At 66.1% G+C, this 20110-nt stretch carries 23 protein-coding genes; 13 read left to right on the plus strand and 10 right to left on the minus strand.

The annotated features are described in order from the left end of the window. Positions 1 to 65: 65 nt before the first annotated feature. From feoB to AR323_RS12330, 4 genes are read right to left on the minus strand one after another with little or no spacing between them, the layout of a single operon-like run. Entirely contained in the window at positions 66 to 1916 is a 1851-nt protein-coding gene (feoB, locus tag AR323_RS12315) for a ferrous iron transporter B (protein WP_057884279.1), read from the minus strand. Positions 1917 to 1926: 10 nt separating this feature from the next. Further along, positions 1927 to 2166, minus strand: coding sequence for a FeoA family protein (locus tag AR323_RS12320; RefSeq protein ID WP_057884280.1), 240 nt, complete (start codon positions 2164 to 2166; stop codon positions 1927 to 1929). A 54-nt stretch (positions 2167 to 2220) separates the two neighbouring features. Then, positions 2221 to 2862, minus strand: a complete 642-nt coding sequence (locus AR323_RS12325; protein ID WP_057884281.1) for a COQ9 family protein — start codon at positions 2860 to 2862, stop codon at positions 2221 to 2223. Between the two features lie 23 nt (positions 2863 to 2885). Continuing rightward, the gene (locus AR323_RS12330; RefSeq protein ID WP_057884282.1) at positions 2886 to 3506 is read right to left on the minus strand and encodes an ankyrin repeat domain-containing protein; all 621 of its coding nucleotides are present in this window, start codon (positions 3504 to 3506) and stop codon (positions 2886 to 2888) included. A gap of 70 nt (positions 3507 to 3576) precedes the next feature. Here AR323_RS12330 and AR323_RS12335 point away from each other — a divergent pair, with 70 nt between their 5' ends. Genes AR323_RS12335 through AR323_RS12360 form a run of 6 tightly spaced genes read left to right on the plus strand, consistent with a single transcriptional unit; the run spans position 3577 to position 7533 of the window. Next, positions 3577 to 4167, plus strand: coding sequence for an SCO family protein (locus tag AR323_RS12335; RefSeq protein WP_057884283.1), 591 nt, complete (start codon positions 3577 to 3579; stop codon positions 4165 to 4167). Beyond that, positions 4155 to 4613, plus strand: coding sequence for a YcgN family cysteine cluster protein (locus tag AR323_RS12340; protein WP_057884284.1), 459 nt, complete (start codon positions 4155 to 4157; stop codon positions 4611 to 4613). Before AR323_RS12335 ends, AR323_RS12340 begins: the two co-directional genes overlap by 13 nt. Then, positions 4610 to 5332, plus strand: a complete 723-nt coding sequence (locus AR323_RS12345; RefSeq protein WP_057884285.1) for a M48 family metallopeptidase — start codon at positions 4610 to 4612, stop codon at positions 5330 to 5332. Before AR323_RS12340 ends, AR323_RS12345 begins: the two co-directional genes overlap by 4 nt. A gap of 33 nt (positions 5333 to 5365) precedes the next feature. Next, positions 5366 to 5944, plus strand: coding sequence for a hypothetical protein (locus AR323_RS12350; protein ID WP_057884286.1), 579 nt, complete (start codon positions 5366 to 5368; stop codon positions 5942 to 5944). A 10-nt stretch (positions 5945 to 5954) separates the two neighbouring features. Further along, complete coding sequence (gene ribD / locus AR323_RS12355; protein ID WP_235510624.1) at positions 5955 to 6911, plus strand: bifunctional diaminohydroxyphosphoribosylaminopyrimidine deaminase/5-amino-6-(5-phosphoribosylamino)uracil reductase RibD; 957 nt, start codon at positions 5955 to 5957, stop codon at positions 6909 to 6911. A 4-nt stretch (positions 6912 to 6915) separates the two neighbouring features. Beyond that, complete coding sequence (locus AR323_RS12360) at positions 6916 to 7533, plus strand: riboflavin synthase (RefSeq protein WP_057884288.1); 618 nt, start codon at positions 6916 to 6918, stop codon at positions 7531 to 7533. Here the strand turns inward: AR323_RS12360 and dut are convergent. Together dut and AR323_RS12370 are read right to left on the minus strand one after the other, a co-directional pair. Next, positions 7530 to 7991, minus strand: a complete 462-nt coding sequence (gene dut, locus AR323_RS12365; protein ID WP_057884289.1) for a dUTP diphosphatase — start codon at positions 7989 to 7991, stop codon at positions 7530 to 7532. The genes AR323_RS12360 and dut overlap by 4 nt on opposite strands. Continuing rightward, positions 7984 to 9660, minus strand: coding sequence for a bifunctional phosphopantothenoylcysteine decarboxylase/phosphopantothenate synthase (locus AR323_RS12370; RefSeq protein WP_057884290.1), 1677 nt, complete (start codon positions 9658 to 9660; stop codon positions 7984 to 7986). Before AR323_RS12370 ends, dut begins: the two co-directional genes overlap by 8 nt. A gap of 149 nt (positions 9661 to 9809) precedes the next feature. Here AR323_RS12370 and AR323_RS12375 point away from each other — a divergent pair, with 149 nt between their 5' ends. Continuing rightward, a complete protein-coding gene (locus AR323_RS12375) occupies positions 9810 to 10193 on the plus strand; it encodes a DUF4345 family protein (RefSeq protein ID WP_057884291.1) in 384 nt (127 codons plus the stop codon). On the opposite strand, the gene ubiB is transcribed toward AR323_RS12375, so the two are convergent. Further along, positions 10190 to 11740 carry a 2-polyprenylphenol 6-hydroxylase gene (ubiB, locus tag AR323_RS12380; protein ID WP_057884292.1) on the minus strand — a complete coding sequence of 517 codons (1551 nt, stop codon included), beginning with the start codon at positions 11738 to 11740 and terminating at the stop codon, positions 10190 to 10192. The genes AR323_RS12375 and ubiB overlap by 4 nt on opposite strands. Positions 11741 to 11743: 3 nt before the next feature. Then, positions 11744 to 12487: a class I SAM-dependent methyltransferase gene (locus AR323_RS12385; RefSeq protein WP_057884293.1), complete on the minus strand. Its 744-nt coding sequence runs from the start codon at positions 12485 to 12487 to the stop codon at positions 11744 to 11746. A 58-nt stretch (positions 12488 to 12545) separates the two neighbouring features. Between AR323_RS12385 and mutM the strand changes: the two genes are divergently transcribed. From mutM to AR323_RS12405, 4 genes are all read left to right on the plus strand, one after another. Beyond that, entirely contained in the window at positions 12546 to 13361 is an 816-nt protein-coding gene (mutM, locus tag AR323_RS12390) for a bifunctional DNA-formamidopyrimidine glycosylase/DNA-(apurinic or apyrimidinic site) lyase (RefSeq protein ID WP_057884294.1), read from the plus strand. 156 nt (positions 13362 to 13517) lie between these two features. Then, the gene (rpsT, locus tag AR323_RS12395; RefSeq protein ID WP_057884295.1) at positions 13518 to 13778 is read left to right on the plus strand and encodes a 30S ribosomal protein S20; all 261 of its coding nucleotides are present in this window, start codon (positions 13518 to 13520) and stop codon (positions 13776 to 13778) included. Between the two features lie 476 nt (positions 13779 to 14254). Continuing rightward, on the plus strand, positions 14255 to 15664 hold the full coding sequence (dnaA, locus tag AR323_RS12400; RefSeq protein WP_235510619.1) for a chromosomal replication initiator protein DnaA: 1410 nt from the start codon (positions 14255 to 14257) through the stop codon (positions 15662 to 15664). 86 nt (positions 15665 to 15750) lie between these two features. After that, a complete protein-coding gene (locus tag AR323_RS12405) occupies positions 15751 to 16530 on the plus strand; it encodes a HesA/MoeB/ThiF family protein (RefSeq protein WP_057884296.1) in 780 nt (259 codons plus the stop codon). Here the strand turns inward: AR323_RS12405 and AR323_RS12410 are convergent. After that, positions 16527 to 17234: an NAD-dependent deacylase gene (locus AR323_RS12410; protein ID WP_057884297.1), complete on the minus strand. Its 708-nt coding sequence runs from the start codon at positions 17232 to 17234 to the stop codon at positions 16527 to 16529. The two genes, AR323_RS12405 and AR323_RS12410, sit on opposite strands and share 4 nt — an antisense overlap. A 76-nt stretch (positions 17235 to 17310) precedes the next feature. Between AR323_RS12410 and dapB the strand changes: the two genes are divergently transcribed. Both dapB and nth read left to right on the plus strand, forming a co-directional pair. Then, positions 17311 to 18039: a 4-hydroxy-tetrahydrodipicolinate reductase gene (gene dapB / locus AR323_RS12415; protein WP_057884298.1), complete on the plus strand. Its 729-nt coding sequence runs from the start codon at positions 17311 to 17313 to the stop codon at positions 18037 to 18039. Then, a complete protein-coding gene (gene nth / locus AR323_RS12420) occupies positions 18036 to 18692 on the plus strand; it encodes an endonuclease III (protein ID WP_057884299.1) in 657 nt (218 codons plus the stop codon). The genes dapB and nth overlap by 4 nt, the downstream gene beginning before the upstream one ends. Here nth and AR323_RS12425 read toward each other — a convergent pair. Beyond that, the gene (locus AR323_RS12425) at positions 18649 to 20004 is read right to left on the minus strand and encodes a dicarboxylate/amino acid:cation symporter (RefSeq protein WP_057884300.1); all 1356 of its coding nucleotides are present in this window, start codon (positions 20002 to 20004) and stop codon (positions 18649 to 18651) included. The genes nth and AR323_RS12425 overlap by 44 nt on opposite strands. Between the last annotated feature and the right edge of the window lie 106 nt (positions 20005 to 20110).

A 20110-nucleotide genomic window follows, 5' to 3' on the forward strand; every position in this document is an offset into this window, starting at 1 on the left:
GGATCGCTTAACCAACTGGTTCGAGAGTCGCCACCCCGCGCAAGGGCGGCTTTGCGGATAATTTGCTAGAGCCCGAGCGCGGTCGCGATCCAGAACGTCAGGCCGGCAAAGATGTAAGCGAGCCCGAAGAGGTAGGCCATCATGAAGATCGGCCACTTCCATCCGTTCGTTTCGCGCCGGGTCACCGCGATCGTCGACAGGCATTGCGGCGCGAACACGAACCAGGCGAGGAATGCGAGCGCGGTCGGCAGGCTCCACTTAGAGGCTAGCTGGCTGGCAAGTCCGGCAGCCGCAGCCTCCTCGTCCGGCGCATCGACAGCATAGGTGGTCGCAAGGCTGGCGACCGCGACCTCGCGGGCGGCCATCGCGGGGATAAGGGCCAGAGCGATCTCGCGGTTGAAGCCGATCGGCTCGACGAGCACGGCAAGACCCTTGCTGATGTGTCCGGCGGCCGAAGCCTCGACTTGGCTCTCACCCGGCGCCGCCTTGGGAAACGTGAGAAGCAACCAGAGAATGATCGTCACGGTAAAGATGATCGTGCCCGCCCGGCGGAGGAAGACCCATGCCCGCTGCCACAGGCCGATCGCCAGGTCCTTGAGCAGCGGCATCTGATAGCGCGGCAGCTCCATGATGAAACCGCTCGCCCCGCCCTTGGCCACCGAACGCCGCAGCACGAGCGCGGCGAGCATCGCGCCGACGATTCCGGCGACATAGAGCGCAAACAGGACCAGCCCCTGCAGCCCGATCCCAGGGCCAACGGTGGTAGCCGGAATGAAGGCCGCGATGATTACCGCATAGACCGGTAAGCGGGCGGAACAGGTCATCAACGGCGCGATGAGGATCGTCGTCAGCCGGTCCTTCGGATCGGCGATGGAGCGGGTCGCCATGATACCGGGGATCGCGCAGGCGAAACTAGACAGCAGAGGGATGAAGCTGCGTCCCGACAGGCCGACGCCCTGCATCATGCGGTCCATGAGATAGGCCGCGCGGGCCATGTAGCCCGACGCCTCCATCGCAAGAATGAATGCGAACAAGATCACGATCTGAGGCAGGAACACGACGACAGAGCCGACGCCTGCAAGAATGCCTTCGGTAATCAGGTCGCGGAAGAATCCGGCGGGCATGGTGTCGGTGACAATTGTCGAGATACCACCGATCAGCCCCTCGATTCCGTCCGCAAACGGCGTGGCCCATGCGAAGACCGCCTGGAAAACCACGAACAGCAGGGCGAACAGGATCAGCGGGCCGAGCCACGGGTGCAGCAACACCTTGTCGAGTCCCGCGTGGAGGCGGTGCTGGGCGGTTTCCGAAAGGATCGCACCCTTGGCCATGTTTGCTGCCGCGAGTCGGCGTTCGGGCTGCGTCAGGTGCGGCTGCGGATGGTCATCGCCTGTTTCGGCACGTATCTCGGCCGTTTCGATTGCCGCCGTCAGTTCGGCAAGCCCCCGGCGGCGCACTGCAACCGTTGGGATCACAGGTACGCCGAGCGCCTGCGAAAGCGCGGCGGCATCGAGCACCAATCCGTCACGTTCGGCCAGGTCGATCATGTTGAGCGCCACCACGGTGGGGCGGCCCAATGCGATGACTTCCTGCGCGAACACGAGATGTTGCTCGAGGTTGGCGGCGTCGAGCACGAGAACCAGCACTTCAGGTGTCGCCTCGCCCGCCAGTTCGCCATGGACGACCTTGCGGGTAACCTCCTCGTCGGGGCTCGAAGGTTCGAACGAATAGGCGCCTGGCAGGTCGATCAGTTCGACCGGCTCGCCGTTCGGCAGAACGAGCCGACCTGCTTTGCGTTCGACGGTGACGCCCGGATAGTTGGCGATCTTCTGACGCGCGCCGGTCAATGCGTTGAACAGCGCGCTCTTGCCCGCATTGGGATTGCCCACGAGGGCGGCGGTGCGAATTCGGGTCATCGGCGGCTGCTCACAGCAGTTCGATCTCCATGGCGGCGGCATGTCCGCGGCGCAGGGCGACAGTCATCCGTCCAATGATGACCGCAAGCGGATCCCTGCCCCCGAAGACCCCGCGATGCGCGATGGCCACTCGGGCGCCCTCGTCGAGTCCCAGCGCGCGCAATCGAACGCCGTCTTCCGGCGCCACGCGGCTCCAGTCGACCGAAACGATCCGCGCGCGCTTGCCGGGTTCGAGGGCTTCGAGTTTCATGGGAAGGCGGTTAGGAAATGCCCGCGCTAATTGCAAACGATTATCAATAGAGAGTCAGCGCGCGGGATAGCGAAGCCGGCCCAGGAATCGCGTAACGCTGAATCTCTCCGCGTCGGGCCGAAGGAATTGCGCCTTGGCCTTCTCGAACCGCATGACTCCGTCGATCCTTCGATCGAGGAAGGCCCGCGTATCGGCCTTACCTTCGCTCTCGTCGTTCACGAACACGGCCAGCGTCGCCGTATAGATCGACGCTAGAATCGCACGCTTAGTGTAGTGATTGTAATCCGTCGCGACATCGCCCGCGAGGCGCCACATCGCATCGGCGCTGGCCCAGCCAAGCCTTCCCGCCCGCGCGACATTCTGCGGCATTGCCATAATAGCCAAGGCACGGCGCAACGCTTCTTCGCGGCCCTCGATGGCATCGAGACGAGCTTGGACGAGACTGCGGATACGCTCGCGTACCTTCATCACGGCGAGCCGCTCGGCAGGCAGCGCGGCAAACATCGCCACGTCCACACTGGCGATCCATGCAGCGATCATGTCCATCGCTCCGCCGGGATAGGCGAGCCGTGCCACGTCCGGATCGACACCTTCGGCCTCGCTGGCAGAGACCAGTGCCGCATCGGTCCACCCGTCGAACACCGCCGCGTCGGCGATGGCAGGCGCAAGCGCGAGCTTGAGTTCCTCGAGGGTCATGTCGGAAACGGCAATCGACACGATCAGGCGCCGGGTCCGTAAGTGCCCTGGTCCGCGCCTTTGCTCTTGCGCTCGCTCTCGGCGCGCTCGATCTCCTGGATAACGCCGGCAGACGGGCCCATCAGCGCTGCGTAATCGCGCGCCGTGCGTCCCGAATTGTCGGCCCGATCCAAGCTGGCGCCATGCTTCAGCAGCAGGCGGATGACAGCCATATCACGCCGGTGCACTGCAGCGATCAACGGCGTCTCGCCCGCAGCATTGGTCGTATCGATCCGCCCACCGGCCTTGACCAGCCGCTCGACGCCCTCGACGAAACCGAGGCTGGCGGCGATCGTCAGCGGGGTAATCCCGCGCTTGTCGGCAAGGTTGGGGTTGGCGCCGCGCTCGAGGAGGAAATTGGTCCACAGTTCGTCGCGCCGCTGGACGACGTAATGCAGCGCCGTCTCACCGCTGGCGAGGTCGCGCGCGTTGACGATCGTCGAACCGGGCTCATTGAGGAATTTCGTCGCTTCTGCGCCGTCGCGCTCCTTGACCGCCTTCAGGAAGTTGTACGCATCGGAATATTGGGCCGTCGCGGGCGCACTCAAACCGGAGGCAACCAATGCCAGTGCCAGACCTGCCTTGCGGATAACGCCCCCGTACATCTTTCCAGTCTCCGTAAGAACCCTATCTTCGGGCCATGCATCGCCCTTGCCGCCTGCCGGTTAGCAGACCATGAACCGCCGCACCATGCCCCGCTTGACCGCTCTTTTCATGCCCCTCGCCCTTCTCGCCTGCCAGCCCGCGGCGGAGGAACCACCACTCGCGGGTGCCACGATCGGGGGCGAATTCACCTTGGTCGACCAAGCCGGCAAATCGCGGACATGGGCGGATTTTCGCGGGCGCTATGCCATGGTCTATTTCGGGTACACCTATTGCCCAGACATCTGCCCCACCGACATGCAGCGCGCCGCGCAGGGGCTGCGCCAGTTCGCGAGCGAGGATCCCGAGCGCGCGGCGAAGGTGCAGCACATATTCGTGACGGTCGACCCGGAACGCGACACGCAGGCGGTCGTCGGCGAGTTCGCGTCCGCCTTCGGCAAGGACATCGTCGCCCTGACCGGGACCCGCGAACAGGTGGATGCCGCAGCCAAGGCGTTCCGCATCTACCACGGCAAGGGCACCGTAGAGGAAGGCGGCGCGTATCTCGTCGACCATTCCAACATCGTCTACCTTTTCGGGCCTGACGGAGCGCCGATCGCCACCCTTCCCGCCGATCAGGGTGCCGAGGCCGTGGCGCGCGAGCTAGACCGATGGGTGCGCTGAGAGAGCGCTTCTGGGACCGGCCCTTGGCCGACTTGACCCGGGACGAATGGGAAGCGCTGTGCGACGGCTGCGGCCGCTGTTGTCTGCACAAGCTGGAGGACGAGGACACCGGCGAGATCGCGCACACGAACGTATCCTGCAAGTTGCTCGATATCCCCACCGCACGCTGCAGCGACTATCGCCACCGCAAGGCGTTCGTGCCGGATTGCCTGCGCCTTACGCCCCGGCTCGTGGACCAGGTGACCTGGCTGCCCGACAGTTGCGCCTATCGGCTGCGAGCGGCAGGTCGTACGCTGGCGGAATGGCACTATCTCGAATGCGGCGATCGGGCCGCCGTCCACAAGCGGGGTCCGGGCGTGGCGGGACGGGCCATCAGCGAGATCGATGCAGGCCCGCTCGAGCAGCACGTGATCGATTGGCCCGAGACCAAAGGCAACGCGGCATGATCGATTGGCTGCGACGCGAAGCGCTGGCGCCCGAAGTGGAGATTGCAGGCCGCACCCTTCCCGTCGCGATCCGGCGCAACGCACGGGCGCGCCGACTCACGCTTCGCCTGGCGCCGGACGGCAGCGAAGTGCGCGTGACCCTGCCCAAATGGTGCGCCAGCCGCGAGGCGCTGGCCTTCGTGCATGCGCGAACGGGCTGGCTGGAACAGCAGTTGGACAAGGTGCCCGCGAGGCAACCACCCCTACCTGGCGGCACGCTACTCTATCGGGGTGAAGGCCTGCCGATCGACTGGTCTGAACGGGGCCGGCGCACTCCCGCGATCGAGCAAGGTCGTCTCGCGGTCGGCGGACCGCTCGAAAATCTGAATTCCCGCCTCAGGCGCTGGCTCGAGCGTGAGGCCACGCGACTGATGGCCGACGACCTTGCGTTTTTCTCCGAACGGGCGCGAATTCCTACGCCGACACTTCGCATGACCAGCGCCCAACGGCGCTGGGGCAGTTGCTCGACCAGTGGAACGGTTCGGATCAATTGGCGGCTCGTGCAAGCGCCCGACTACGTCCGTCGATCCGTCGTGGCTCACGAAGTGGCGCACTGCCTTCATTTCGATCACAGTCCGGCGTTCCACGCTGCGCTGGATCGCCTGTTCGACGGGGACATCGATTCCGCCGACGCGTGGATCAAGACACACGGTCGCAGCCTTTACGCCGCGTTCGGCTAGCGTCGGAAGCAATTGCGCCCTATCTACAGGGTCATGCGAAGACTGCAGCGCCTCAATCCGGGACCGGGGATCGTCGATTTCTGGACGGAGTTCAAACGGCCCAACCCTTATCGCTGGCCCATTCTGGCAGCATCGATGGTGCTGACAGGTTCGCTCCTGTTTCTGCTGACCGACCGGGCGGTGAGTCTGAACTGGCTGGTCGGCGCAGTACTCGCGGTAATCGGCGGGGTCGCGATTGCGGCGATGATCGCCGAGCGCGTGCGCATTCGCTTCGGGATCCTGCTTCTCGCCGCCGTAGTGCCCGCAGCGATTTTCTGGCAATTCGGCAAGGAGCGCTGGCGCATCCCTCCCGCTCCCCCGAAAGTCGAGTACATTTCCACGTTCGAAGAAGGCCGGACCGACGCCGAAATAGCCGAGTCGAACCGCGCCAACCAAGAGATGCAGGACCAGTTGCTCGCCGAGCAGCGTCGACGCGAGGAGGAGGCGAAGGACGCCTATCGCGCGCTCGGCCGGGCCTCCGGGATCGATGTGGAGGCGATGGAGCGACGCATCGCAGAGCAGGAAGCGCAGGAATCTGCATCGGAACAACCGGTTGCCGAACCCACCGAGTGACGGGGAATGGCTGGCCGCGGCCGCGCGGCTTGCCGCGCGCGGTCGACCGCTGTCTCGGCCCAATCCGGCGGTGGGTTGCATTATCGTTAAGAATGGCCGGATGATCGGCCGCGGATGGACCCGCGAGGGAGGACGACCTCACGCCGAAGCGACCGCGCTTCTCGAAGCCGGAGACCAAGCCGGAGGTGCCGACCTTTACGTGACGCTTGAGCCTTGCGCACATCGATCGGAGCGCGGTCCCGCTTGCGCCGACCTGATCGTCGCCGCGATGCCTTCCAGAGTGGTCGTCGGAGTGAGCGACCCCGATGCGCGAACCGCCGGTACGGGTATCGAGCGGCTCCGCTCGGCGGGAATCGACGTCAAGCTCCACTCCAGCACGGCCGCCGACGAGAGCTTGGCAGGGTATCTCATGCGCGCCCGCAAAGGCCGCCCGCACGTCACGCTCAAGCTGGCGATGTCGCTCGACGGCTGCATTGCGCTAGCTGACGGTACGAGCCAGTGGATCACCGGGCGTGAAGCCCGGGCGCATGTCCATGCGCGGCGCGCGCGAGCCGATGCCATCCTCGTCGGAGGCAGCACCTGGCGCAAAGACGCTCCCAAGCTCGACGTGCGCTTGCCTGGACTTATGGACCGCAGCCCTCAACGAGTCCTTCTTTCGCGGGGTCCTGCTCCCGAAGGCGTAACCGGCATTCGTGAACCCGAAGACATCCGTCACTTACAGGACGTGCAATACCTGTACATCGAAGGTGGGGCACAAACTGCAGCCGCGTTTCTCGCCATGGATCTGGTCGATGCGCTTGAAATTTATCGAGCCCCGATCGTCATCGGCGACGGCATGCGCGCACTCGGCTCGCTTGACTTGCGCGAACTCGCGAGCGCCCATGGGCGCTGGAAAATCGTCGAAGAAGCACGGCTTGGCAGCGACCAGTTCGTTGCCTATCGCCGCACCCGAACGGGGGAATTTTAAAGTCATGTTCACCGGCATCGTCACCGCCATCGGCACCATCGAAAGCGCGGAGCAGCGCGGCGACATGCGCGTGCGGATCGCCTGCCCGTGGGATCCCGCGAAGATCGCGATAGGCGCCTCCATCGCCTGTGCAGGCGTGTGCCTGACCGTGATCGAGAAAGGCGGCTCTGCGGGCGCCGCGTGGTTCGCCGTCGACGTTTCGGCCGAAACTGTCAGCCGAACCGCGAATGGCATGTGGTCCCAAGGCGCGCGGATCAACCTGGAGCCGTCGCTGAAGGTCGGCGACGAACTCGGCGGCCACATCGTCTCGGGTCACGTCGATGCGGTGGGCAAGGTGGCCGATTGGGAGCCCGAGGGCGATTCGATGCGGGTTACCATCGTGGCGCCCAAGGCGCTCGCTCCTTTCATCGCGGCCAAGGGATCGATCACGGTCGACGGCGTATCGCTGACGGTAAACTCGATCAGGGACTATCCCGACGGTTCGGTTCACTTCGGACTTAACGTAATACCGCACACCGCGGAGGTCACGACGCTCGGCGAACTGGCGCAAGGGTCGGAAGTGAATCTCGAAATCGATACCGTTGCCCGGTACCTGCAACGGCTCGAAAGCCTGCGGGCCTAGCCCAGCCGGGCGTGCCCGCCTGTCGAGCCGAAGCCGCCCGTGCCGCGGTCGGTATCGTCCAGTTCGCTCACCTCGTTCCACGCCGCCTGCACGACCGGGGCCAGCACTAGCTGCGCCACACGATCCCCGCGTGCGATGGAAAATGGCTCACTTCCGTGGTTGATGAGGATCACCTTCAACTCGCCGCGATAGTCCGAATCGATCGTGCCGGGCGTGTTGGGAACGGTGATGCCGTGCTTCAGCGCCAGACCCGATCGAGGCCGGACCTGGATTTCGAATCCTTCGGGAATCGCCAGCGAAAGTCCGGTCGCAACCGCGTGGCGCGCGCCCGGTTCGAGCGTAACGTCTTCTGCCGAAACCGCGTCCATGCCTGCAGCGCCCGCCGTTGCGTAATTCGGCAGAGGAAGGTCCAGGCCATGCGGTAGCCGCTTTACGGCAACCGATACTGGGTCACGCATCGCGGGGATCGATCTCGTCCAGCGCCAAGGCCATCTTCTCCGCGATCGCGAGCGCGACCTGCTCCTTGGGCATTTCGGGCAGGTCCTCGACGCCTTCGCCGGTTACGATGTGCACCGCATTGGCATCGCCGCCCATCACGCCCTTACCGTCCACCGCCGTCACATCGTTCGCGATGATCCAGTCGGCCGCCTTGCGCTTGCGCTTGATCTTGGCGTTCTCGATCACATCCTCGGTTTCGGCGGCAAAGCCGATCAGGAGCTTGGGCCGCTGTTTGCCCGATGCGACTTGGGCCAGGATATCGGGGTTCTCGGTGAGAAGCAGCGCGGGCGGCGCCGAGCCGCGCTTCTTCATTTTCTCCGAAGCGTATTCCTTGCTGCGCCAGTCGGCGACGGCCGCGACCATGACCGCGGCATCGACCGGAAGCGCCTTCTTCACGGCGTCGGCCATTTCGCGAGCGGAGATCACGTCGATCCGGTCTACTCCCGGCGGCGTGGCCAGGGTCACCGGCCCTGCCACCAGCGTTACCCGCGCGCCGAGCGCGGCGGCAGCGGCGGCGATGGCGAAGCCCTGTTTTCCGCTCGAACGGTTGGCGATGTAGCGCACCGGATCGATCGGTTCGTGCGTCGGGCCTGCGGTGACGAGAACGTGCCGGCCGAACAGCGGGCGGTGTTCGGGATCGACGTCGAAGTCGGGCTGATAGGCCAGCGGGTCGGCGGCAAGCTCGCCGATGATCTCGGGAAGCTGGTCGCCCGCGCCGGTTACGACGGTGTGGTTCAACGCTTCCGCATCGGTCGGAGGGGCGGCCTTCGCCTTGCCCTTCTTCGCCATGATCGGCGCGTCGAGATCGGGTTCTGGTAGAATCTCTACGTCGGAATCGGTGATGAATTCGTCGTCAACGAAGGCCTCTTCCGCAACTTCCTCCTCCTCTTCGACGAACTCGACCGGTTCGCGCTTGGGAGTCTTGCGAGGGATGAGCGAGGACAGCAGGCTGCCGAGCGACGAACCACTCTTGGCTTCGACCTCGACCTCAGCTTCGGGTTCGAGCGCCTGGAGCAGATCCGGCTCGGGCTCGCAGTCGGCGGCGATGCCGAAGCGCGCGGCGATTTCCGCCCAGACGACTTCGGGTTCGGGCAAGCGGCCGGGGCCGAACTCGCCGCAAGCCATCGGTCCCTCGTCGGGCTCCATGACCTCGACGCCCGCTTCGCGCAGCCAGGCGACGTTGCGGCGCGTGGCATCGTGCAGCCACATCTTCACGTTCATAGCGGGCACGGCCATGACAGGCTTGTCGGTGGCGAGGATCAGCGTCGTCGCCAGATCGTCGGCGATGCCCGCCGCCATTTTGGCCAGGAGATCGGCAGTCGCCGGACAGACGACCACCAGGTCGGCCTGGCGGCTGAGCTGGATGTGCCCCATCTCGACCTCGTCCTTGAGGTCGAAGAGATTGGTATAGACCTTATTCTCCGATAGGGCGCTCAGCGCCATCGGGGTGACGAACTGGCTGCCGCCTTCGGTCAGCACGCAGGTCACGTCGCCCCCGCCGCGGCGGATCAGGCGGACGAGCTCGCACGACTTGTAGGCGGCGATTCCGCCGCCCACGACGAGCAGGACTTTCGGCCCGCTCACGCGGTGCTCCTCAAGCTGCGGCCATTCGCCGACCTGCTCGTACATGGACCCCCTCGAAACATCGCCCGGGTCCTAGCGCCCGCGCACAATCCGCGCCAGTCCTAGGGCGTCGTTGGTTAAGATTGCGCTAGCGGCTTTCGCCCGTTCGGCTAGGCTCGTGCCCAAGCCGAGGGAACGGGAGGGAACGAGTACCCATGCGCCTGATACTGACTGCACTGATCTTCGCGCAGGGACTGATGTTCCTGGTTCTCGGACTGAATTTCCTGATCATGCCGGCAAGTGCCGCGACGGGATTCAACCTTGCGCCGGACGGACCCGGAGGCCTTGCCGTGCTCCGCGCCGATTTCCCGGCCCTGTTCTTCGTGGGCGGCGGAGCGATGATCTGGGGCGCGTGGAAGCGCAACGGAGACCTGCTGCTGGTGCCCGCGGCGATCTTCGGGATCGCGCTGTTCGGTCGCCTCGTCAGCGTGTTCGCCGACGGTACCGCGCCCGGTTTCTGGTTTCCGATGATGGTCGAGGCGGCGGCGGTCGTGCTGACGCTGATCGCCAGCCGCGTGCTGCCGCACCGCGTGGGCTAGACGAGGCCCGCCAGGAACGCGGCGCCGACCGCGGCACCACCCGCGCCGGCCGCCAGCAGGTAGCCCGGCCAGCGAGGGCGCTCGCCCCGGCGTTCCCACATCAGCGGGATATTGGGGAGCGGCGGCGGTTCCGGTGCGCCGCCCCGGGCAGGAAAGCGATCCTCGATCCGGCGAACCAGTTCGGGCACCCGCAGCAACGTCTCGACATCGGTCTTCACCCGGTCGGCCAGCGCCGCCTCGGGGCCCAGCTCGTCGCGGATCCAGGCTCGTACGAACGGCGCCGAAACGTCCCACATGTTGATCGTCGGATCGAGGCTGGTCGCCAGGCCTTCGACCATGACCATCGTCTTCTGCAACAGAAGCAGGTGCGGCTGGGTCGCCATGTCGAAGTCGCGGGTGATCGCGAACAGCCCGTCGAGCATCTGCCCGACCGACAGCTCGCTCACCGGCTTCCCGCGCATCGGCTCGCCCACCGCACGCAGCGCGGTCGCGAACTCGTCGACCGAGTGGTAGCTCGGCACGTACTGCGCTTCGAAGTGGATTTCGGCGACCCGGCGATAGTTGCCGGTCGTCAGGCCATAGAGGATTTCGGCGAGCCACTGGCGCGCTCGCCGATCGATCCGCCCCATGATGCCGAAATCGATCGCTACGATCGTCCCGTCGCCACGCACGAACAGGTTCCCCTGGTGCATGTCGGCGTGGAAGAAGCCCGCGCTGATCGCCTGGGTGAGGAACGCGAGAACCAGCCGACGCGCGAGAGCGGGCAGGTCGTGCCCGGCGGCGATCAGCGCCTCCCGGTCCGAGATCTTGATGCCGTCGATCCATTCGATGGTCATCACCCGGCCGTTGGTGCGATCCCAGTCGACCGAGGGGATGCAGTATCCCTCGAACCCCTTCATCGCGTCCGCCAGCTCGCTGGCCGAAGCGGCCTCGCGACGCAGGTCGAGCTCGCGGTTGGTCCAGCGCTTGAAATTGGCGATGGTCAGTCGCGGCCGGAGCCGGGAGGCCTCTCCGCCCATCGCTTCCAGGTGCGCCGCGGCCCATTCGTAGGTCGCGATGTCCCGCGCCAGCTTCTCGCGGATGCCGGGACGCTGGACCTTGATCGCCACGGTGCGGCCCTCGGTCGTGACCGCGCGGTGCACCTGCGCGATCGACGCGGAACCGACCGGGACCGGATCGATCGATTCGAACAGGGCCGAAGCCGGCGAGCCGAAACTGCGCGCGATCTCCGCCTCGATCGCCGCGAACGGCACCGGGGGCAGGTCGTCCTGCAGGCTCAGCAGATTGTGCGCCGCTTCCTCGCCGACCAGATCGGGCCGGGTCGCCAGCGACTGGCCCAGCTTGATCGCCGCCGGACCGATTTCCTGGAACGCGGCGGCATAATCGGGGACGCGCGGCTGGGTCGTCCCGAGCCGTGCGATCCGCGCGAGGCGCACGACCGGGCCGGGCGTGTTCGGGTCTTGCTCGATCCCGCGCAGCGCGCCGTGGCGGGCCAGGCTGCGACCCCACTTAAGGAGCCGCAAGATGTGCGTAGCGGGGCGGGTCACGGCCTAGGTCTTCCACCCCGAATGGATCGCCACGAGCCCGCCCATGATCGGTTCGACCCTGGTATGGGCAAAGCCCGCCGCGCGGATCATCCGCTCGAACTCGGGCATCGGGGGGAAGCGGCGGATCGATTCGATCAGGTAGCGATACGAATCCGCATCGCCCGCGATCGCTTCGCCGATCCGGGGCACCAGCTTGTGCGAATAGAGGTCGTAGGCCTGCTTGAAGCCCGGCCATTCGTTGGTCGAAAATTCGAGGCAGAAGAACCGCCCGCCGTACCCCAGCACCCGGTGCGCTTCGGCCAGCGCGCGGTCGATATGGGTCACGTTCCGGATGCCGAATGCGATCGTGTAGGCATCGAAGCTGGCCGCGGGATAGGCGAGGCTCTCGGCGTTCTGGCGGCTCCACACAAGCCCGTCGATGCCGCGCTCCATCGCCCGCTCCACGCCCACGTCGAGCATTTCCTGATTGATGTCGGCGACCGTCACGCTCGCGCCGCGCGCGGCAAGCCGGAAGGCGATGTCGCCGGTGCCGCCCGCCATGTCGATGATCGCCTCGCCCGGGCGGGGCTTCACGCGGCGGACGAACTGGTCCTTCCACAGGCGGTGCATCCCGCCCGACATGGCATCGTTCATCACGTCGTACTTGGCCGCCACGCCCGAGAAGACCGCGCCGACGCGGCGCTCCTTCTCCTCTGCGGGGACCTCTTCGTAGCCGAAGGATACCGTCTCGCGTTCCGTCTCGCTCATGGGAGCGCGCCTTAGGGGCAATTGCCCGCACGGCAAAGGGTGTTAGAGCGCCCCCGCCATGCCCGAGCTTCCCGAAGTCGAAACGACCGTACGCGGACTAGCCGCCTTCATGGACGGCGCGCGAATCGAGCGCGTGTGCGTGAACCGGCCGGACATGCGGCGCCCCTTCCCGCCCGAACTCGTCCAGTCGCTCACCGGCGCCCGGATCACCGGACTGTCGCGCCGGGCGAAGTACGGGCTCATCCATACAGATCGCGACACGACGCTCGTCTTCCATCTGGGAATGAGCGGTCGCTGGCGCATCGATCCCGCAGAGATCGAAAAGCACGACCATCTCGTGATCGAAACCGGCGATCATCGCTTCGCCCTGAACGATGCCCGGCGCTTCGGCTCGGTCGATCTGGTCGACACGCCGGTGCTGGACGCCTGGCCGGCCTTCGCCGCGCTCGGACCCGAGCCGCTCGGAGCCGCATTGACCCCGCGCCATCTCAGGCAGGCCTTCGCCGGCCGCAAGCAGGCGATCAAGCTCCTGCTGCTCGACCAGCGAATCGTGGCGGGCCTTGGCAACATATATGTCTGCGAGGCCCTGTGGCGATCGGGGATCGACCCTCGCAAGGCAGCGGGCAAAGTGTCGCAGGAAAGGCTGGCGCGTCTCGTCCCCGCGATACGCGAGGTGCTCGAGCAATCGATCGGCGACGGCGGGTCGAGCTTGCGGGACTATGCCCGGCCCGACGGTCAGCTCGGCTATTTCGCCACGCGATTCGCGGTCTATGGGCGCGAGGGCGCGCCGTGCCACCACGACGACGGCGGAACCGTGCGCCGAATCGTGCAAGGCGGGCGCAGCACTTGGTATTGCCCCCGTTGCCAGCGATAGGACCAGCGCCAGGACCAGCGCCAAGACCAGCGATCGCTTGACGGAATCGGGCAGCGTCGCTAGGGGCGCGCCTTTCCCGGCGGGTCCGCTCGCCGCGGTGACCCACGCACGCAAAGATTTCAGAGCCGCCCAGGCGCGGCCGAACCGAGGACAGACATGGCCAATACGCCGCAAGCCAAGAAGCGCATCCGTCGCAACACCAACCGTGCCGAAGTGAACGGTGCGCGCATGAGCCGCATCCGCAGCTTCCTCAAGAAGGTCGAGACCGCGATCGCCGGCGGCAACAAGACCGCGGCCGCGGACGCCCTCAAGGCTGCCCAGCCCGAGCTGGCCCGCGGCGTTGCCCGCGGCGTGCTCCACAAGAACACCGCCAGCCGCAAGATGAGCCGCCTTTCGAAGCGAGTCGGCGCGCTCTGATTCGCGCATCCGGACCGGTCGGTTCGGGTCTGCTACGGAACAAAAAACAAACGACGCCTGTGCCGCAAGGCGCCGGCGTTGTCGTATGCGCAGTCAAGCCTTGGGCAAAAGCACGCAAATCCCGCGATTCGCAGAACAGTAACATGATTAATCACGTATTTTCAGCAGCTTGAACGCACAGCTGCGGCTTTCCGCGAGTCAACTGGCAATATTTCAGTTTTTTTTATCCCCCGCCCTTGCAAGCCGCCCGTGCCTGTTGAAAAGAAGGGCTCGCAAGGCGTTTGGACCGCCTCGCAAATACAGCACTGGAACGGCTCTGGAGACCCGCGTCGGCATGACTGCGGAACGTGAGTTGCCGTGTCCGGTGCAGGTCGGAACGGGTCGTTCTGGTCGCTTGGGGGTATGGGGTCAAAATGTCGATGAACGGTAGCATAAGCGGCCGAGGTGCCGCGCAGTGCAGGGGTGTAGAGGACGGCATGGAAGATCTCGAAGCGGTAAACCTGGCGGCCGATTGGGCGGATATCAGCCAGGGACTGCGCAAGGATCTGGGTCACCAGCTTCACAGCCAGTGGATCAAGCCGATCCAGGTCGGCGGTTTCACCGACGATACCGGCACGCTCGAGCTATACCTCCCCACCGATTTCAGTGCGAACTGGGTCAAGGACCGCTTTCACGACCGGCTGAGCCTGGCGTGGAAGATCGCGCGCAGCGAAGTCCGCAACGTCGAGATCAAGGTGCATCCGGGACGCCGCAAGCTGCCCGAACTGTCGTTCGGGGACGGACGCCGCCCGGCGAACGACGGCCACGACGCCAGCATGATCGCCGTCGCGGCGGGCACCATCGGCGACCGCGGCTTCACCTCGTCGATCGGCCTCGACCCCTCGCTGACCTTCGCCGCCTTCGTGACCGGCGAGGCCAACGTGCTGGCGTGCAACGCCGCCCAGCGCATGGCCGCGACCGAGCAGCCGCAGTTCTCGCCGCTTTACCTCAAGGCCGCGACCGGACAGGGCAAGACGCACCTGCTCCATGCGATCGGGCACTCCTATCTCGGAGCGCATCCGCGGGCGCGCATCTTCTACTGCAGCGCCGAGCGCTTCATGGTCGAGTTCGTCCAGGCGCTGAAGTCGAACCAGACGATCGAGTTCAAGGCGCGGCTGCGCTCGTTCGACCTGCTGCTGGTCGACGACATCCAGTTCATCATCGGCAAGGCGTCCGCACAGGAGGAACTGCTCTACACGATCGACGCGCTGCTCGCCGAGGGCAAGCGCCTGGTCTTCGCCGCCGACCGCGCGCCGCAGGCGCTCGACGGGGTGGAGCCGCGCCTGCTCAGCCGACTGTCGATGGGTCTCGTCGCCGACATCCAGGCCGCAGACATCGAGCTGCGCCGCACGATCCTCGAATCGAAGCTGACCCGGTTCGCCCCGCTCGAAGTGCCGGCCGACGTCGTCGACTTCCTCGCGCGGACCATCACACGGAACATCCGCGAGCTCGTGGGCGGGCTGAACAAGCTTATCGCCTATGCGCAGCTGACGGGGCAAACGGTCTCGCTCCAGCTCGCCGAAGAGCAGCTGACCGACATTCTCTCGGCCAACCGCCGCCGGATCACGATCGACGAGATCCAGCGCACCGTTTGCCAGTTCTATCGCATCGACCGTTCCGAAATGGCCAGCAAGCGCCGCGCGCGCGCGGTGGTCCGCCCGCGGCAGGTGGCGATGTACCTGTCGAAGGTGCTGACCCCGCGCAGCTATCCCGAGATCGGCCGCAAGTTCGGCGGCCGCGATCATTCGACCGTGATCCACGCGGTGCGCCTGATCGAGGATCTGCGCCAGCGCGACGCCGACATGGACGGCGACGTGCGCAGCCTGCTCCGCCAGCTCGAGAGCTGATCGCTCCACAATTCGCCAACGGCTGATCGACAGGGTTCGACACAGCCCTGTCGACAGCGTGCCAACAGGCTGCCAACAGCTTGTCCATGGTCTTTTCCCCCGAACGGCTGGACCGCTTCGCGCGCCATATCGTGCTGCCGCAAGTGGGCGGCGCCGGACAATTCGCGCTGGCCGAAGCCCACGTTGCGCTGGTCGGCCTGGGCGGCATCGGCAGCCCGGCGCTGCAATACCTGGCCGGCGCCGGCATCGGGCACCTGACCCTGATCGACGACGGCAAGGTCGAAACCTCCAACCTCCAGCGCCAGACGATCTATTCCGAGCGCGACGTGGGCCACGGCAAGGCGGTGTCCGCGCGGCGCTGGCTGGCCAATTTCGATCACAAGCTGGCGGTGTCGCTGCACGACCGCCGGATCGAGAAGGACAATGCCGCCGGCGCGATCGCGGGGGCCGACCTCGTGCTCGACGGAACCGACAACTTCGCAACCCGCCTGGCCGTGGCCGACGCCTGTGTCGATAGCGCAATCCCGCTGCTCAGCGCCGCGGTGGGCCGGTTCCAGGGCCAGGTGGGCGCGTTTGCCGGTCACCTGCCGGACCACAGCTGCTACCGCTGCTTCGTGGGCGACGCGTTCGACGCGGAGGATTGCGACACCTGCGCCGATGACGGGATGCTGGGCGCGATGGCCGGCTGGACGGGCGCCTTCGCCGCGATGCAGGCGATCAGGGTCCTGCTCGCGTCCATCGGCGGTCTTGGCGAAGTGCAGTGGGGCACGCTCCACACGCTCGACGGACTGGCCCCCGGCATGCGCTCGTTCCGCATCGCCAAGGACCCTGCCTGCACGACCTGCGGCGAATCAGGCCCAGACTAGCGGGCCGGGGCTAAAACCTCGTCCACCCATTCGGGCACGACTTCGCTTGCGCGGCCCAGCCGGGTCTCGTGAAACCAGGCGGAGCCTTCGCTGCGCTCGAGGTTGAGCTCCAGCGTCCGGACGCCGAGTTGCCGCGCATCGCGCACGAACCCCGCCGCTGGATAGACCGCGCCCGAAGTGCCAATGCTGACGAACAGGTCGGCGGTGCGTATCGCGGAATAGATTCGGTCCATTTCGTAGGGCATCTCGCCGAACCAGACGACGTCAGGGCGCAGCGCCTTCTGCCCGCAGGCGGGACAGGCGGGACGGTCGATCATCGGCTCGGTCCAGCGCGTGCGCGCATCGCAAGCGGTGCACCAGGCGTTGAGATGCTCGCCGTGCATGTGGAGCACCCGCCGGGCCCCGGCGCGTTCGTGCAGGTCGTCGACGTTCTGGGTGACGATCAGCAAATCGCCGTCCCAGGCCGCATCCAGCCGTGCCAGCGCCTCGTGCGCCGGATTGGGCAGCTTGGTCTGAATGGCTTCGCGGCGCATGTCGTAGAAGCGCAGGACCAGGTCCGGATCGCGCTCGAACGCTTCGGGCGTCGCGACGTCTTCGACCCGGTGCTGCTCCCACAGGCCGCCGCCCCCGCGGAAGGTGTCGATGCCGCTCTCGGCGCTGATCCCCGCGCCGGTGAGGATGACGATGTTGCGGATATCTGGCATTGCTCTCAAGTAGCGAAGAGGTAGGGCGACGGGAACCGCCCTCGAGTAGCGAAGCGATAGGGGAACAGGCAACCGAATGGCGCGCATCGGGATCATCGGCAGCGAAGGACGCATGGGGCATGCGCTGGCGCGGGCAATCGCGGACGCGGGGCACGATCTCGCCGGCGGCGTCGACCAGGGCGGCAACACCGCGAACCTCGCCGAAGCGAGCGACGTCCTCGTCGATTTCACCGCGCCGGCGGCGCTGGAGGGCAACCTGCACGCCGCGGTCGGGGCGGGCATCCCGATCCTCGTCGGCACCACCGGGCTTGAGGAGCGGCACCATGCAGCGCTCGATTCGGCCGCGTTCGCAATTCCTGTGCTCCAGACCGGCAACACCTCGCTCGGCGTCACGCTACTCGCCCACCTGGTGCGCGAGGCGGCGGCGCGCCTCGGTCCGCAATGGGACATCGAGGTGCTCGAGCTGCACCACCGGATGAAGGTCGATGCACCGAGCGGCACCGCGCTGCTACTGGGAGAGGCCGCCGCCGAGGGGCGCGGGATCGACCTGGCCGCTCATTCCGAACGCGGCCGCGACGGCCACACCGGACGCCGCGCGGAAGGCGCGATCGGATTCGCGAGCCTGCGCGGCGGAACCGTGGCGGGCGAACACAGCGTGATCCTGGCCGGGGAGCAGGAACGCCTGACCCTGAGCCACGTCGCCGAAGACCGGGCGATCTTCGCCCGCGGCGCGATAGCCGGGGCCGCCTGGCTGATCGGCCGGGACGCGGGTCGCTACACGATGCCGCAGGTCCTCGGCCTTTGAAGAAGGACGCGATTTTCGAGTTCTTCCGCCGACTTGCCGAGGACAATCCCGCACCCGAAACCGAGCTCGAATACGGGAATGCCTTTCAGCTCGTCGTCGCGGTCGCGCTTTCGGCGCAGGCGACCGACGTGGGGGTGAACAAGGCGACCAAGGCGCTGTTCAAGGCCGTGCGGACGCCGCAGCAGATGGTCGAGCTGGGCGAGGACGGCCTCAAGCACCACATCAAGACGATCGGCCTGTTCAATTCGAAGGCCAAGAACGTAATCGCCCTGTCGCAGCTATTGATCGACGAGTTCGGCGGGGAGGTTCCGGCGACCCGCGAGGAATTGGTCCGGCTGCCGGGTGTCGGGCGCAAGACTGCCAACGTCGTGCTCAACTGCTGGTTCGGGCAGGAGACCTTCGCGGTCGATACGCACATCTTCCGCGTCGGCAACCGCACCGGCCTGGCCCCCGGCAAGACGCCCGAAGCGGTCGAGGCGAAGCTGGAGAAGCGCGTGCCCGCCCCCTTCCGGCTGGGCGCCCACCACTGGCTGATCCTGCACGGCCGCTATGTCTGCAAGGCGCGCCAGCCGGAATGCTGGCGCTGCCCCGTGGTCGACCTGTGCGGCTTCAGGAAGAAAGTTCTGGAGCCGCCAGCGTCTCGTCGCCCGTAACCTCTGCGCCCGTAACGTCGGTCGAGTGGGCGCTGATGACCGTTGCCGCCACCAGATCGCCGATGACGTTCAGCACGGTGCGGCACATGTCGAGGAAACGATCGACACCCAGGATCAGCCCGATCCCCTCCGGAGGGACGCCCACCCCGCCCAATATGAGGGCGATCACCGGCAGCGAGCCGCCCGGTACCCCGGCCGTGCCGATCCCGGCCAGAATGCAGATGAGCATGACGAAGATCTGATCGCCGAGCGTCAGGTCCACCCCGAAGAACTGGGCGAGGAACAGCACGGTCACGCCTTCGAACATCGCCGTGCCGTTCTGGTTGGCGGTCGCGCCGATGGTCAGGACAAAACGCGAAATGCGCGGGGGCAGCTTGAGCCGGGTTTCCGCCACTCGCAACGCCGTCGGCAGCGAGGCGTTCGAGCTGGAGGTTGAGAACGCCATGACGCTCGCCTCGCGCGTTTCCTTGAAGAACGTGATCGGGTTCTTCTTGGCCAGGAAGGCGAGCAGGAGCGGGAACACTCCGAACATCTGCAGGCCAAGCGCCAGCAGTACCACCGCCACGAAGGCGGCGAGCTTTATCAGGAGTTCCCAGCCGAACTGCGCGGACAGGTTGAACATGAAGCAGAACACCGCGATCGGTGCGAGCTGGATGACCAGTCCGATCAGCTTCATCGACACTTCGAAGACACCCTCGAAGGCTTGCTTCAGCGTCTCGGTTCGCGGGCCACTCGTCAGCAACAGTCCGATGCCGAAGAACAGGGCGAAGAACATCACCGCCAGGATGTCGTTGTCGCTCATCGCCGAGATGATGTTCGACGGGATCAGCCCGATGACGGCATCGACGCCCACCTTGGCCTCGCTCGAACGCTCGAGAATGCCCTGCGCGCCCTCGCTCCCATCGGCAAGCATTGCGCGCGCCTCGACGGGATCGACCCCCGCTCCCGGTTGAATCAGATTCGTCACCGCGATGCTGATGGCGACCGCGATCGAGGACACGATCACGGTGTAGACAAGCGTGCGGATGCCCACTTTCTTAAGCGCGCGGATTTCGCCCATGTCGGCGATACCCACGACAAGGGCACTGACGATCAGGGGTATCACGAGCATGAACAGGAGCCGCAGGAACACTTGCCCCAACGGGTTGGTGACGTAGGTGACCACCGGTTCCACCCAGGCCGCGTCGCGGGCGAAGGTATAGACGAGGATGCCGCCGAGTAGACCGAGCACGAATCCGATCAGGATACGCCATTGCAGGCGGCCGTAATCGGGACCCTTTTCCTCTTCGATTGCGACCACTTCGCCTGTCATGCTGCCTCCCCTTGGTTGCGGGCGGGGTTATCAGCGGGTTGCCGCAAGGGCAATCGGCGCGCGCCGCTCCGCCTCAGTTGCCGACAGGCGTCTCGTTTTCCATGCG

The sequence above is a fragment of the Tsuneonella troitsensis genome (genome assembly GCF_001441535.1).
GTDB lineage: Bacteria > Pseudomonadota > Alphaproteobacteria > Sphingomonadales > Sphingomonadaceae > Tsuneonella > Tsuneonella troitsensis.

What these genes read in the sequence shown, in the direction of transcription:
- AR323_RS12335 (WP_057884283.1), top strand. Translation starts at nt 3,577, where the DNA reads ATGAACCGCCGCACCATGCCCCGCTTGACCGCTCTTTTCATGCCCCTC.
- AR323_RS12350 (WP_057884286.1), top strand. Translation starts at nt 5,366, where the DNA reads ATGCGAAGACTGCAGCGCCTCAATCCGGGACCGGGGATCGTCGATTTC.
- feoB (WP_057884279.1), bottom strand. Translation starts at nt 1,916, where the DNA reads ATGACCCGAATTCGCACCGCCGCCCTCGTGGGCAATCCCAATGCGGGC.
- AR323_RS12405 (WP_057884296.1), top strand. Translation starts at nt 15,751, where the DNA reads ATGGTCTTTTCCCCCGAACGGCTGGACCGCTTCGCGCGCCATATCGTG.
- AR323_RS12345 (WP_057884285.1), top strand. Translation starts at nt 4,610, where the DNA reads ATGATCGATTGGCTGCGACGCGAAGCGCTGGCGCCCGAAGTGGAGATT.
- rpsT (WP_057884295.1), top strand. Translation starts at nt 13,518, where the DNA reads ATGGCCAATACGCCGCAAGCCAAGAAGCGCATCCGTCGCAACACCAAC.
- AR323_RS12360 (WP_057884288.1), top strand. Translation starts at nt 6,916, where the DNA reads ATGTTCACCGGCATCGTCACCGCCATCGGCACCATCGAAAGCGCGGAG.
- AR323_RS12425 (WP_057884300.1), bottom strand. Translation starts at nt 20,004, where the DNA reads ATGACAGGCGAAGTGGTCGCAATCGAAGAGGAAAAGGGTCCCGATTAC.
- AR323_RS12340 (WP_057884284.1), top strand. Translation starts at nt 4,155, where the DNA reads ATGGGTGCGCTGAGAGAGCGCTTCTGGGACCGGCCCTTGGCCGACTTG.
- AR323_RS12370 (WP_057884290.1), bottom strand. Translation starts at nt 9,660, where the DNA reads ATGTACGAGCAGGTCGGCGAATGGCCGCAGCTTGAGGAGCACCGCGTG.
- dnaA (WP_235510619.1), top strand. Translation starts at nt 14,255, where the DNA reads ATGGAAGATCTCGAAGCGGTAAACCTGGCGGCCGATTGGGCGGATATC.
- AR323_RS12330 (WP_057884282.1), bottom strand. Translation starts at nt 3,506, where the DNA reads ATGTACGGGGGCGTTATCCGCAAGGCAGGTCTGGCACTGGCATTGGTT.
- dapB (WP_057884298.1), top strand. Translation starts at nt 17,311, where the DNA reads ATGGCGCGCATCGGGATCATCGGCAGCGAAGGACGCATGGGGCATGCG.
- AR323_RS12325 (WP_057884281.1), bottom strand. Translation starts at nt 2,862, where the DNA reads ATGACCCTCGAGGAACTCAAGCTCGCGCTTGCGCCTGCCATCGCCGAC.
- AR323_RS12320 (WP_057884280.1), bottom strand. Translation starts at nt 2,166, where the DNA reads ATGAAACTCGAAGCCCTCGAACCCGGCAAGCGCGCGCGGATCGTTTCG.
- AR323_RS12410 (WP_057884297.1), bottom strand. Translation starts at nt 17,234, where the DNA reads ATGCCAGATATCCGCAACATCGTCATCCTCACCGGCGCGGGGATCAGC.
- AR323_RS12385 (WP_057884293.1), bottom strand. Translation starts at nt 12,487, where the DNA reads ATGAGCGAGACGGAACGCGAGACGGTATCCTTCGGCTACGAAGAGGTC.
- dut (WP_057884289.1), bottom strand. Translation starts at nt 7,991, where the DNA reads ATGCGTGACCCAGTATCGGTTGCCGTAAAGCGGCTACCGCATGGCCTG.
- mutM (WP_057884294.1), top strand. Translation starts at nt 12,546, where the DNA reads ATGCCCGAGCTTCCCGAAGTCGAAACGACCGTACGCGGACTAGCCGCC.
- AR323_RS12375 (WP_057884291.1), top strand. Translation starts at nt 9,810, where the DNA reads ATGCGCCTGATACTGACTGCACTGATCTTCGCGCAGGGACTGATGTTC.